General features: G+C 66.8%; 7 protein-coding genes. 6 read left to right on the forward strand and 1 reads right to left on the reverse strand.

The features are described from left to right. Positions 1 to 690: 690 nt before the first annotated feature. The 5 genes from ABGB17_RS14495 to ABGB17_RS14515 all read left to right on the forward strand — a co-directional run bounded on the left by ABGB17_RS14495 (position 691) and on the right by ABGB17_RS14515 (position 11018). On the forward strand, positions 691 to 8184 hold the full coding sequence (locus ABGB17_RS14495; protein ID WP_347629498.1) for a LamG-like jellyroll fold domain-containing protein: 7494 nt from the start codon (positions 691 to 693) through the stop codon (positions 8182 to 8184). Positions 8185 to 8327: 143 nt separating this feature from the next. Beyond that, entirely contained in the window at positions 8328 to 8849 is a 522-nt protein-coding gene (locus ABGB17_RS14500; protein WP_347629500.1) for a hypothetical protein, read from the forward strand. Between the two features lie 162 nt (positions 8850 to 9011). Further along, positions 9012 to 9533 carry a hypothetical protein gene (locus ABGB17_RS14505; protein WP_347629502.1) on the forward strand — a complete coding sequence of 174 codons (522 nt, stop codon included), beginning with the start codon at positions 9012 to 9014 and terminating at the stop codon, positions 9531 to 9533. A gap of 33 nt (positions 9534 to 9566) precedes the next feature. Further along, positions 9567 to 10379: a class I SAM-dependent methyltransferase gene (locus ABGB17_RS14510; protein ID WP_347629504.1), complete on the forward strand. Its 813-nt coding sequence runs from the start codon at positions 9567 to 9569 to the stop codon at positions 10377 to 10379. 9 nt (positions 10380 to 10388) lie between these two features. Then, positions 10389 to 11018: a hypothetical protein gene (locus ABGB17_RS14515; RefSeq protein WP_347629506.1), complete on the forward strand. Its 630-nt coding sequence runs from the start codon at positions 10389 to 10391 to the stop codon at positions 11016 to 11018. A gap of 223 nt (positions 11019 to 11241) precedes the next feature. Here ABGB17_RS14515 and ABGB17_RS14520 read toward each other — a convergent pair whose 3' ends face one another. After that, on the reverse strand, positions 11242 to 11976 hold the full coding sequence (locus ABGB17_RS14520) for an alanyl-tRNA editing protein (protein ID WP_347629508.1): 735 nt from the start codon (positions 11974 to 11976) through the stop codon (positions 11242 to 11244). A gap of 603 nt (positions 11977 to 12579) precedes the next feature. On the opposite strand from ABGB17_RS14520, the gene ABGB17_RS14525 reads away from it, so the two are divergent. After that, positions 12580 to 14355, forward strand: coding sequence for a discoidin domain-containing protein (locus tag ABGB17_RS14525; RefSeq protein ID WP_347629510.1), 1776 nt, complete (start codon positions 12580 to 12582; stop codon positions 14353 to 14355). The last annotated feature ends 69 nt before the right edge of the window (positions 14356 to 14424 follow it).

Consider the following 14424-nt stretch of genomic DNA (forward strand, 5'->3'; position numbering starts at 1 on the left):
ACCCCTGTACAGCAGGCAGGTTCCGCCGCTGGACTGCCGCATGCGGTGCAGGCCGCTGCGACCAGAACGGACGTCAAGTCCGCGCCGAAGGGAGGTTCCGCTGCCAAGCCGCCCAAGGGCGCATTGCCGCTGGAGGTCAGGAACCGTATATCCAAGGAGCTTGCCAAGACCCGATTGACGGCGACCTCTCCTGCCTGGGGCGCTGGCCGCAGTGAACGCCCTGGCACCGCTGAGAGCGGGGCGGCGACCTTGGCATCGAGCAGTTGTTACTACCCGGCTTGGTCGTCGATCCCGAACTATTCTGTCGGGACGATCGTCTCCTACTACAACACCACACAGGGGATGACGGAAGCACATGACTTCTACGCCGTACGGGCGCCGGGGCATTCGCCACCCCTCAGCACGACGGCTTGGTACGACCTGGGGCCCTGCTACAGGGAACCGGACCCGGAACCTCCGTCGTTGGAGGACTTCTGGCCGGGGGACGACGCGTTCGTAGGAACGTTGACGCCGACACTGGGTGCGTGGGCGACCTCGGCCACCGGCAGCACGGTGTCGTACTCGTTCCAGGTCTGTTCCGGGTCCCCGTCGGGTAGCTGGGACTGGTGTACCGGAAGTCCTTGGACCACGAGCGGCGCGTGGGTCGTTCCCGCCGGGAACCTGACGTGGGGCAGGGCTTACTGGTGGGCGGTGCAGGCGAAGGACACCGCGAACAACCTGTTCGAGACGTCCCCCTGGATGACGTTCACACCGGAGCCCGAGCAGCCGCCGGTCAACTCGCTGCTCGGCGCGGGGATGAACGGCAGGGAGTTCAACCAGGTGGCGGGCAACTACACCCAGTCCGTGGTGGACGCCTCGGTGGCCACCGTCGGCCCGCCCCTCGCGGTCAGTCGCACCTACAACAGCCTGGACCCGCGGACCGACGGGATGTTCGGCGCCGGGTGGAGCACCCGGTGGGACATGCGCCTGGTGAACGAGCCGCAGACCCGGACCGTGCTGATCACCTATCCCGACGGCAGCCAGGCACGTTTCGGCGCCCTGGGTGACGGTGGGTACGCTCCGCCGCGCGGCACCTACGCCACCCTGGCGACCGTGACCGGTGGTGGGTGGCGGCTCATGGACAAGTCCTCCACCTCGTATGTGTTCGACGCGCAGGGCCGTGTGGTGCGGGTGACCGACAACCGGGGCCGCGCTCAGGAACTCGTCTACGGCACCGACGGGAAGCTGGCCGAGGTCACCTCGACCGGTGGGCGCTCGCTGTACTTCACCTGGACCGGGGGCCACGTGACCGGCGTGTCCACCGGCCCGGTGAACGGCACGCCGCTGAACTGGACCTATACCTACGACGGCGACAAGCTGGTCAAGGTATGCGGCCCTGGCTCGGGTACCGCGTGCACGGTGTACGCCTACGGCGACGCGTCCCGCTACAGCACCAGCGTGCTGAACTCGATGCCGTCCGGCTACTGGCGGCTCAACGAGACCAGCGGTGCCCGGGACTCCAGACTGGCGGACGCTGTGGGCTGGAACCTGGGCGGCGAAGACGCCTACTTCAGCAGCGATCCCTATGACGCGACGGTGGGTGTGCCCGGAGCCCTGGGTTCCTCCGCCGGGACCGCCGTGCGGTTCGCCGGGACCTCGACGACCAACTCCTATGTGTGGCTGCCCAGCGCCTCGATCAGCGGCCTGGGGGCGCATCTGACCGTGGAGGCATGGTTCAAGACCACGACATCGGGTGTCGTACTCGGCCACAGTGATTCCTCCAGCGGCACACCGGCCGACTTCACCCCGGTGGTCTACGTGGGCACCGACGGCAAGCTGCGTGGCCAGTTCTGGAACGGCGCCGCCAGCCCGATCACCTCCACGGGCACGGTGAACAACGGCCAGTGGCATCACGTCGCTCTGACCGGTGACGGCAGCACCCAGACGCTGTATCTGGACGGTCAGGCCGTCGGCTCGCGCAGCGGTGCCATCGACCACCGGGACCAGTACTACACGCGCCTGGGCTCGGGCTACGCCTCACCGGACTGGCCGTCGTCGACCAGCACGGTCCGCGTGTTCCCGTTCAAGGGCGACATCGACGAGGCGGCCTTCTACAGCAGGTCCCTGCCCCTGGCCGAGATCCAGGAGCACTACAGGGCGGGTACGCCCGCCCCGCAGATCACCAAGGCCACGCTCCCGTCGGGACGGGAACGGGCGGTGAACGTCTACGCCTCCGACGGAGGTCGGCTGCGGACCCACACCGACTCCAACGGCGGGTCGTGGCAGATCGGCGCCATGCTGTACTCGGCCGGCGGTGGTGAGGGCGACCCGCAGGCCACCGTCACCGTCACCGACCCGCGAGGCGGGACGTTCTCCTCGGTGCAGGACCCGCTGCGCGGCATGCGGATCACGAAGGAGACGGATCAACTCGGCAAGACGACGACCTACGAGTACGACACCGAGGGCTACCCGTCCAAGTACACCGATCGCAACGGCAACTCCACGAAGGTCACGCATGACGCGCGTGGCAACGACCTCAGCGTCGAACGCTGCCGTGCCGCGGGTGACTGCCAGACGTCCTATGCCGCCTACTATTCGAACCCCGCCGACCGGTTCGATCCGCGCAACGACCGGGTGACCGCCCGCCGGGACGCGCGGTCGGCGTCCGGCACCAGCAATACATACGCGACCAAGTGGGAGTACACACCCTACGGGGAGCAGTCCAAGGTGACCACGCCGGCCACCACCGACTTCCCGAACGGGCGCTCGACCACCTTCACCTACACCGACGGCACCGAACCGGCGGTGGGTGGCGGTGTGACCCCTGCGGGCCTGCTGGAGACGGAGACCGACCCCAAGGGCGAACAGCGTTCCTATGCCTACACCGCCGCCGGTGACCTGGCACGGCTGACCGAGCCCACCGGACTGGTCACCGAGTACGCCTACGACGCGATAGGGCGGCCGGCATCCACCAGCCAGATCTCCACCGGACAGAACCCCGGCACCCCGGGCAACGGCACGGCGCCGCCGGGACTGGTGGCCGCCTATGGTTTCGAAGCCGGCGCGGGGACGGCGGTCACCGACGATTCCGGCCACTCCCAGACCGGTGTCGCCACCGACACCTCCTGGTCGGCGTCCGGCAAGTTCGGCAAGGCGCTGTCGTTCAACGGCGTCTCGTCATGGGTGACGGTGCCCGACTCCCCGTCGCTGCGGTTGACGCAGGGCATGACCCTCATGGGGTGGGTCAAGCCGGACACCCAGGCGGACTGGCGCCAGGTCATGATGAAGGAGTTCAGCGGCGGGCTGTCGTACGGGCTCTACGCGTCCAACGGAACGGAACCCAACGGCTGGGCCGTGAACACCGACGGCGTCGAAGGCAATGTCAATTCCCCGCAGAACCTGCCTCTCGACACCTGGTCGCACATCGCCCTGACCTACGACGGCACCAAGCTGCGCCTCTATCTTGACGGCACCAATGTCGCGGAATCCGATTTCACGGGGACGCTGCGCGCGGACGGCGGGCCGTTGCGCATCGGCGGCAACAGCGTCTGGGGCGAGCACTTCTCCGGGCTCATCGACGAGCTGCGGGTCTACAACCGGGCGCTGTCGGCCACCGAGATCCAGTCCGGCAAGGACACCCCCGTGACCGGTCCGGCCCCGCAGGGCTCCGCCACCGTCACGACGACCTTCACCTACGACACCCGCGGCCGGCTGACCAAGGAGACCGGATCCGGCGTACGTAACCAGATCAGCGGCGTGACCCACACCGCGGAGATCCGCCGCACCTTCGACGACGACGGCCACAAACTCACCGAGACTCTGGCCGACCTCACCGGCGGCGACCCGGACCGCACGACCCTTTACGAATACGACACTTACGGCCGAGTCGCCAAGGTCACCGGTCCGGAAGGGGCCGTCACACGGACCACGTATGACCAGATGGGCAACGTCGCCGGTACCACCGACGCGGCGGGTGCCGCGTACGCTTACGCCTACACGCCGCGCGGTGAACTTGCGGCCGTCACGTTGAAGGACTGGACCGGCAGCCCGACCAGTCCCGAAACGGCGCGCGATGTGGTGATGAAGTCCTACGCCTACGATCCGGGAGGCCGTCTGGCCTCGGAGACCGACGCGATGGAACGTACCGTCCGCTACACCTATTTCGACGACGACAGACCGTCCGAGCAGATCGCCAGCCTGGTGAAGCTCAACGGCTCCGAAACACCCGTCAACGTGGTGCTGTCCTCCTCGGTCTACGATGCCGCCGGTAATTTGACCAGGCAGACCACCGGGGGCGGGAAAACCCGTGTCGACTACGTCTATGACGCCGCGGGCCGGCTGACCTCCTCCACCCTGGACCCGGCCGGGCTGGCGAGGAAGACCACGTACACCTACGATGCCAACACCAACGTCACCCGGACGGCCCTGACAGCGGCGGGTACCACGCGCGCGGAGTCGACGTCCTACCGGTACGACACCGGAAACCGCCTGATCGAGCAGACCGTGGAGAACGGCGCCACGGACCTCACGACGTCCTGGAAGGTCGACGAACGCGGCCTGATCACCGAAATGACCGACCCCCGGGGCAACGTCTCAGGTGCGACCCTGATGGATCACACCACACTCATCTCCTACGACGCCTTGGGCAGACCCACCGAGTTGAAGGCACCGCCCGTGCCGGTCGAGCGCAACGGGACGCCGGTGGTCACCGAACGGCCCACCTCCCGGATCGGCTACGACAACGCGGGGGACCGCACCCACGCGACCGGGCCGGAAGGCCGCAGCAGCGTGGTGACCTATGACAAAGCCGGCCGCGTCACGTCGGTCACCGGAACCCCGTACACACCGCCCGGCGGGACGGCGCTGACGCCGCAGACCTCCTACACCTATGACCCGGCGGGGCGCCTCACGTCCGAGACGGACCCACGGGGCAACGTCAGGAACGTGACCTACGACGTCTTGGGCCGGACGGTTCGCGTCACCGACCCGCCCGCCACACAGGGCGCCGTGCGCGGCAACTGGGACTACATCTACACCCTCGCGGGGGAGCGTCTCTGGGCGACGGACCCAACCGGAGCTCGGACCGGGGCGACCTATGACGACCTGGGACGCCAGATCACCCAGACCCAGATCGAGCGCAAACCCACCGCTGTCGCGCTCATCACCACGATCGAGTACGACACCGCCGGAAATGTCGTTGCCGTGAAGCGTCCCGCCGGCAACCGCAGCCAGATAGAGGTCAACGCCGCCGGAGAAATCCGCACGCAGACCGACGCGCTCGGCCACTCCAGCACATTCGAGTACGACCTCGCGGGACGCGTGACCAAGGTCGCCGACGCCCTGGGCAACGCGACGACAGCCGAATACGATCTGGCCGGCCGCAAGATCGGTGCGAAATCTTTGAACGTATCCGGCACCGTGGTGCGCACTTACGGCTACGAGTACGACGCCACGGGCAACCTCACCGCGGAGACGAGCCCGGAAGGATACGTCACGCGCCGGTCCTACGACGCCGCCGGCCGGCTCACCCAGTTGGAGGAGCCCGTATCGGCCGCGAAGAAGATCAACACGTCGTTCGGCTACGACGCCGCCGGGAGCCGTACGCGCACCACGGACGGACGCGGCAACGCCTTCCTCACCACCTACAACACGCTGGGCCTGGCGCAATCGCGGATCGAGCCCGCCACAGCGGCCCACCCCACACCGGCCGACCGGACCTGGACGGCCGCGTACGACGCCGCGGGCAACCTGGTCGGGATCGCGAAGCCGGGGGGCGTCCAGGTGACGAACACCTACGACAACCTCAACCGCCTGGTGAGCGCGCAAGGCAGCGGCGCGGAAGCCGTCACCCAGGCCAAGACCTTCGGCTACGACCTGGCCGGACGCCGCACCAGCGCGGGCGACCTCGCTTTCACGTTCAACGATCGTGGCCTGCTGCTGAAGACCAACAAGACCGGCATGTCCGGCGACCTGTCGTCCTTCGGCTACGACGCCAACAACCGTCTGGTCCAGCGCACCGACCCCTCCGGCACCGTCACCATGACATGGGACGACGCCGACCGCCTGAAGACGTTCGCCGACCCGCTCACCGCCACCACCCTCACCTACGGCTACGACAACGCCAACCGCCTCACCGGCATCGACTACGGCACCAGCGGCCCCAAGCGCACCTACGCCTACGACCCCATGGACCGCCTCACCGGCGACACCCTGAAATCGAACTCCAACGCGACCATCGCCTCGATCACCTACGGCTACGACCGCGACGACAACCTCACCTCCAAGACCACCACCGGCACCGCCGGATCAGGCACCAACACCTACACCTACGACCACAGCGGCAGACTGACCTCCTGGACCGCCCCCGGCGGCGCCGTCACCGCCTACACCTGGGACGACTCAGGAAACCGCACCCAAGCCGGCGCCGCGACCTACACCTACGACGAACGCAACCGCCTGCTGTCCGGCGACGGAGCCACCTACACCTACACCCCACGCGGCACCACGGCCACCGAGACCAAGAACAACGTCACCAGGTCCCTGGTCTTCGACGCCTTCGACCGCCTGATCACCGACGGCGAAGCTTCATACACCTACGACGCGCTGGACCGCCTGACCGCGCGCACCCAAGGCGCCGCCACGAACAAATACCTCTACAGCGACCTGGCCAACGACATCGCCGCCATCACCGACGCGTCCGGCGCCCCCCAAGCCCTCTACAGCCGCGGCCTCGCCGGCGAACCGATCGGCATCTCCGACGGCACCGGTCCCCGTCTGGCCTTCACCGACCAGCACGGCGACCTCATCGGCACTTTCGGCGCCACCGCGACCACCCTGACCGACTCGGTGGCCTACGACCCGTTCGGCAAGGAGACCGCCAGAACCGGCGGCACCCACGCGCTCGGCTACCAAGGCGAACTGACCGACCCCACAACAGGCAAGGTCAACATGCACGCCCGCTGGTACCAGCCCGGCACCGGCACCTTCACCAGCCGCGACAGCGCCACCCTCGCCCCCGACCCCTCAGTGCAGTCCAACCGCTACACCTACGCCGACGCGTCCCCCCTCACCAACACCGACCCGACGGGCCACAGCAGCCGTGCCATCCACTGCAGCAACTGCCCTGCGGCCCCAGTAGCCAATATGCCAGGCTATATGTGTACCAACGGCATATGCGTCCGACCGGACTACATCGAGAGGTGGTGGAGAGACTACGTCAACTCTCCGGGCTTCGAGTATTACAACAATCCCCTGCTCTCCGACGAGGAAGTCAAGAGACTTGGCTACAAATACATGCCCAACGGCCGTCCCGTAGACCAGGACGGCTTCTGGGATCCGAATGTCTCTGACGAGGTGCGCAACGCCTACATGCAAAGCTGGTCCCCGTTGCTCAGCGATGACCAACTGGGAGCCCTATGGGGGACACTCAACATGTTCAGCTCGCTAGGGGGCAGCGGCAGACGGGTGATGCCGAAACAAAGAGCGGGCGCTGGCACTTGCTTCGGCGATAAGATGGGTGTATCGGAGAAATGTAGAAAGCAGTACTTGACCGAGTGTCGTGATCGAGGTTCGAAGCGGTGCAGCAGATGGCTCGATCGGGTTGTGAGCAAACCTCCGGCATGGGCAAAAGAATACGCTCACGACTTCCTGAAGGCGTTGGTTTTCATTTATTATGAGATGATCATCAACCTGGAGAGTGCGGAGTTCAAGCGCATCAAGAAATTCATGGCGGAAAATGATCCCATAAAGACTTTCGCCAAGATTTATCAGATTTTCCAGACGGGCGGCAAATGGGATCACAAGACATATCTGAGGCAGTTGCTCGGCCTGGAGATAAAGCGCAGTCATAAACTCAGGCGCGACGGATTTATCTGTGTGTATAAATCCTGCGAGAAAAGCGGAAATGGGTTGATGGTATATTATGACATATTTTCTAATATACACTTCGGATTTATTATGGCGGCTCTCGGATTCACTGAGGGGTTTACTGTCAGGGCTGCTCAGATATACGGCGTATTCAATGGCGCCGGCGATAAGGGGGACGACTTGTCGGCGATGTATGGACACAGGTTGTATGGGCGCGAGACACGGCACGGGTCTCCTGCGGATGACCTTCCATTCGAATTCTTTGCGCGGGATGTCGAAGGGTATCTTTTTGAGCTCTTCGTGCTCAATGGCGTCGATCAACTCAAGTACCAAAGATGACGGGACAGATGAGTCGCGGCAGTGCGTTGCGTAGTTGGAGCTTCTTTCTTGCCGCGATCGCTATGGTTGTCGCGGCATGTGGAAGGAACTCCTATGAGCCGGTTCCTGCGGGTAAGCGGTGGAGCAGTGCACAATCAGTGCCTGTGGCGACAATACTTCTGGATCAGAAGGAATTGCCCGCCGGGCTTATCGACCGCTATTCCCTCGCGCAGCGAAATCCTGACGTTTCTGAGATGTGGGTTCCAAAGGAATACTACGATGTGAACGATTACGTGCAGCGGGGATGGGATGACGACCTTCAATGGTTGCTCACTCAAAGCGTTTTCGGATTTTCCAATCCTGCTAAAGCCGACGCGGAGTACCAGGCGGCGCCATATGGTCGGACTTTCAGTACGGGAGACGGCGTCGAGGCGACCGTGATCCCGGCCGAAGAGGCTGGCCTCGGTGCGGACCGGGCAGTCGTCTTTTGTGTTGCCGACGAAAAGCCTGCCCTGCCGGTCGAGCGGTGCCCGAAGTGGGGTTTCCGAGGGAAGTACGGTAGCTATGTAGTTGATGTAGCCTTCAGGGCGAGCAAAGACCTCGGACACGCCGAGCTGGAGATTGGGGGATTCATGGATCTGGTTAGGGCCGTGGACAGACATGCTCAGGAGAAGTTGCGCGACTGAACATGAAAGCACCCCTCTATGTACGGAATGGGCCTGCGCAAGTGGTGCCCGCCTGATCACTGTGCTCGTTACACCAAACTCGCCTCGCCGGTATTTCGGGAAGTCTTGAGTGGGTCCAGAGGATTGCGTTATATTCTGCAGTGCGGCAACAGGAAACGGCTCATGAGTGTCGGCGAATCAAACTCAGGTCCGCTGCGTATCTCCCGATCGTGGTTCGACGCGGGTACTCAGGGACTCGGGTGTGGCCTGGTAGTGGTCATCGTTCTGTTGTGTGCTGTGGGGGGCGGATTCGTAGATAACTTCCTTATCGCACGTACCATGATCTACTGCGGTCTTGGTGGGAGCTCGTCAGGGGCGCTGGACCTCAATCAACGGTTCGACCTCGTCTGGTTCCAGACGACGCGTTTCTTTTTGTTTCCCGTGGTCTCGGTCCTGTCCGGTATGGTGTCGCTGCTACTTAACCCGCTCGCTCTGTGGTCGCCGCTGGGGCGCTGGTGGATCACCCGGTTGCTGCTGGTGATCGCCGCGATATTCGTCACCATGATGGGCCCAGCCCTGCTGATAATCCACGATTTCGCCACGGTCGCGACTCCGGCGTACTACGAAATTCGTGGCAAAGGTCCCAGTGGGTTGTGTGACGCGGAGAACGTTCCCCTGTGGTGGCCGTCCTGGTTGCCCTCCTGAACAGATGTACGGCGCCGGTTTAGCGTTGGCGGCATGGTTGACGACATCTTTGAGAACCCGCGACTGGCGGCGGTCTACGACGCGTTGGATTCCGATCGGAGTGATCTGGAGGTGTACGCGGCGATCGTCGAGGAGTTCGGCGCGCGGCGGGTGCTTGACGTGGGGTGTGGGACGGGGACGTTCGCGGTGATGATGGCGGGGTGCGGGGTTGAGGTGGTGGGGGTGGATCCGGCGGAGGCTTCCTTGGAGGTGGCCAGGGGGAAGCCGGGGGGTGAGCGGGTGCGGTGGATTCATGGGGACGCGGCGGGGTTGCCCCCCATGGAGGTGGATCTGGCGACGATGACGGGGAACGTGGCGCAGGCCATCGTGGAGCCGGGGGAGTGGGAGGGGACGTTGCGGGGGGTGTACGGGGCGTTGCGTGCGGGTGGGGTGCTGGTGTTCGAGACGCGGGATCCGGGGCGGCGGGGGTGGGAGGAGTGGAATCGGGAGGAGTCGTATCGGGTCGTGTCGGTGCCAGGGGGCGGGGTGGTGGAGAACTGGGTGGAGTTGCTCGATGTCAGCCTGCCGCTGGTGACGTTCCGGACTACCTGGGTGTTCGGGGTGGACGGGGCGGTGCTGACGTCGGAGTCGACGTTGCGGTTCCGGGAGCGGGACGAGGTGGAGGCGGAGCTGATGGCGTCTGGGTACGCCGTGCGGGAGGTCCGGGGGGCGCCCGATCGGCCTGGGCGGGAGTTCGTGTTCTTCGCGGCGCGGCCTGGGGAGGCCGGACCGCCGGGGACGGGGGACGGGGCGTCCCCGGCGGGCCGCACCGGCGCCCGCCCTGGTGGGAGCGATGAATTCTTTTAAGGAGTCTCGATGAGAGGACGCCGGTACGCCGGTCCGCGCTTTATCCGATTACTCGCCGCGGTGACGTTGTGGACGGGGATCGTGGCCGCGGTCTGGGGGGTGGCTTACGCGATTAACGGTGCGACGCAGGCGCCGGCCGAGGTGACGGTTCCCGTGTCCCTGGTGGGGTTCGCCGACCCTGAACAGGTGTACCGCGGGGTGAGACTGCCGGATGAGGCGACGCTTCGGCCCGCGTCCGGTGTGGCGCATCTGGTGGCGCAGGGCTCGACGATTCCCGAACAACTGCTGGCGCGAGGAGATGTGGCGGTCACGGGGCTGTGCCTTGGGGCCGGGGCGCTGCTGGTGCACGGGCTGTTTTTGTCGGTGCTGTACGGGGAGCCGTTCCGAAGTGGGAACGCGGGGCGGATCGCGGGGCTGGCGGGGCTGGTGGCGGTGTCCGGGGTGGGGGGTACGCTGCCGCATGTGTCCACGTCGCTGGTGCTGGCGCGGCTGCGGCTCGACCCGTCGCACCAGGCGGAGATGCCGATCCCCTTCGCTCACATCGCTGTCGCGTTGCTGCTGCTCGTACTGGCCGAGGCGTTCCGCCAGGGCGGCCGGCTCGTCCGGGGTCTCGAGGAGAAAGGGGCGGACCCTGTGTGACGCGTCGGCTGCATCGCCGTACGGCGGCGCCGAGTTCGCCGTACCATGTCCCGCCGTCTCGGCGCCGATCGGGGCGCGGCCGAGAGCGGGGAGGCGGAGCGAGCGCCGAGGACTCCGATGACAGGGCTCGCCGCATTGCGCCCTGCCGGACCGTGTCCCGCCGGATCGCCTCCCGCCGGCGCGGCGCCGGTAGGGGACACGGCAGGCGGCGTAAGGGTGTGGGTCAGTCGGAGACGGTGATGCGGAGGCGGCGGAAGCCCTTGCCCTTGCTTTCGATTTTGGCGACCTTGATGTGGCCGATCTGTTTGGTGGAGGCGACGTGGGTGCCGCCGTCGGCCTGGGTGTCGAGGCCGACGATGTCGATGATGCGGACCTCCTCGACGTCCGGGGGCACCAGGTTGGTGGCGGTGCGGATGATGTCGGGGATGGCGAAGGCTTCGGCGCGGGGGAGGACGCGGACGTCGATGCGGCGGTCGGCGGTGATCTCGGCGTTGCAGGCGGCCTCGACGGTCTCCTTGAAGCCGGGCGGGACCTCGGGGAGGTTGAAGTCCATGCGGGCGGTGAACGGCTCCATGTTGCCGCCGGTGACCAGGGCGCCGTAGTCGCGGAAGACGACGCCGCACAGGACGTGCAGGCCGGAGTGGGTGCGCATCAGGGCGGTGCGGCGCTCGTCGGCCACGGCGGCGCGTACCGTCGTGCCGGGCGGGGGGATCGGGTCGCCCTCGGCGGGGATGAGGTGCAGGTCGTCGTTCTTGCGCACGCCTTCGATGCGGGTCTCCACGCCCTGCCAGATGAGGACGCCGTGGTCGGCGGGCTGGCCGCCGCCGCCGGGGTAGAAGGCCGATCGGTCCAGCACGATGCCGTCCGGTGACGAGGCGAGGACGGTGGCCTCGAAGTCGCGCAGGTTCTGGTCGGACAGCTCCAGCCGCCGGGTGCGCCCGTGGACGTCGCTACTCATGCCGGAAGCCTAGTGCGGCCGCACGGGCCGCGCACCGCACGGGCGGGGCGATCGGGGCCGGGCGGGTGCGACGGAGGACGCCGTAGGCCCGGTGCGGCGCGAGGCACGGGTGGATGGGGACGGCGCGAAGACACGGAGGGCCGGGAGGGCGGCGCGAGGGCACGAAGGGTCCGGGGCGGCGCGAGGGCACAGGAGGATCGCGGTGGCGTGAGGGCACGGGGGCGGGACCGGTCCACTGGGGCGGTCCGGATAGCGATCATGAAGAACGCGCTCCCTGGCGCGCGGGCCGTCGGTGCCGCCAGGGTGGCCTCACCGCGAAACTATCATCACGTTTCGCTCGGGCGAACCCTTGAAACAGGCCTGAGAAACCGTTCCCTCGGAAGCGTTCGGATTTCACCTGTTCAACAGGGCTGATTTCCCGGGGGAGCGCTGTCAGGGAGCGCTCCCTGGACACGGCAGCGGTTGTCGCGCGGTGCCTGCCGTGTTTCCGGGCGGTTAATTGGACTCTTGACAGCCTTTGTCGCCTGAGAGCAATCTCTCGGTGAGAGAGCGCTCCCCGAGTCCGTGACACCACCACGGCCCTCCACCCCCCGAGGAGACGCGATGCCGCCGTCCCCACGTCCACGCGGCCAGCGCCTGGCCTTTCTCGTCACCATGGCGCTGGCACTGATCACCACCATCCTCGCCGTCCTGCCGACCACGCCGGCCGCGGCGGCCGACACCCTGCTGTCGCAGGGCAAGCCGGTGACGGCGTCGTCCACCGAGAGCGCCGTGGCGTTCCCCGCCACGGCCGCCGTCGACGGCAACCCCGGCACCCGCTGGTCCAGCGCGTTCAGCGATCCCCAGTGGATCCAGGTGGATCTCGGCGCCACCGCCGCCATCGGCTCGGTCGTGCTGAACTGGGAGACCGCCTACGGACGCGCGTTCCAGATCCAGACCTCCCCCGACGGCACGAACTGGACGTCGGTCTACTCGACCACCACGAGCACCGGTGGCTCGCAGACGCTCACCGTGAGCGGCTCCGGCCGCTACGTGCGCGTGTACGGCACCCAGCGCTCCACCCAGTGGGGCTACTCGCTGTGGGAGTTCCAGGTCTGGGGCACCATCGGCGGCCCCACCGCCACCCCCACCGTCACGCCGACCGTGACGCCGACCGGCGGTGAGCGGCTCCTGTCGTACAACAAGCCCGGTGTCGCCTCCACGTCGCAGAACGACGTCAACTGCCAGAACTGCCTCCCGGCCCGCGCGTTCGACCTCGACCCGGCCACCCGCTGGGCCACCAGCTCCACCACCGGCTGGGTGGACCCGGGCTGGATCTACGTCGACCTCGGCGCCGTCGCCCAGGTGAGCCGCGTCGTGCTCCAGTGGGACCCGGCCTACGCCCGGTCGTTCCAGATCCAGGTGTCCAACGACGCCGCCGGCTGGACCTCGATCTACTCCACCACCACGGGCACCGGCTTCAAGCAGACCCTGACCGTCAACGGCACCGGCCGCTACGTGCGCATGTACGGCACGCAGCGCTCCGGCGCGTACGGCTACTCGCTGTGGGAGTTCCAGGTGTACGGCACCGGCGGCGCGCCCAACACCCCGCCCGCCCAGCCGCCGAACCCGCGCACCCCCCCGGTCCTGGTGTGGAGCGACGAGTTCAACGGCCCGGCAGGCAGCAAGCCCGACCCCGCCAAGTGGACCATCGACACCGGCACCGGCCCGAACAACGAGCTGGAGTACTACACCAACAACAACAACGCCTCGATGGACGGCGCCGGCAGTCTGGTGATGGAGGCCCGCCGCGAGGCCACCCCAGGCTCGGCCTGCCCGCGTGACCCGATGAGCGGCAGCACGACGTGCCAGTACACCTCGCACCGCATGAACACCGGCAACAAGTTCCACTTCACCTACGGCCGGGTCGAGGCCCGCGTCAAGGTGCCGAAGGGGAACGGCCTGTGGCCGGCGTTCTGGATGATGGGCGCCGACTTCCTCACCGGGCGGCCGTGGCCGTACAACGGCGAGGTCGACATCATGGAGATCCTCGGGAAGGACGTCAAGACGGCCTACTCGACCATCCACGCGCCGGCTTACAACGGCGGCGGCGGTGTCGGCCAGTCGTACCGGCTGCCGAGCGGTGCCGACTTCTCCGACGACTACCACGTCTTCGCCGCCAACTGGGACAGCAACGGCATCCGTTACACCCTGGACGGGACGACCGTGGTGACCCTCGACAAGGCCACGGTCGAGGCGACCCGCGGCCCGTGGGTCTTCGACCACCCCTTCTACATCATCCTCAACCTCGCCGTCGGCGGCGACTGGCCCGGCCCGCCGGACGCGACCACCGGATTCCCCAAGCGCATGCTCGTCGACTACGTGCGCGTGTACCAGTGACCACCCCCCGGCCCGGGGCCCGGCACGGCTGGCGTCGTGCCGGGCCCCGCACCCCCCACCCCTAAGGAG

It is taken from the genome of Sphaerisporangium sp. B11E5 (assembly GCF_039871875.1).
In the GTDB taxonomy this organism is placed as follows: Bacteria; Actinomycetota; Actinomycetes; order Streptosporangiales; family Streptosporangiaceae; genus Sphaerisporangium.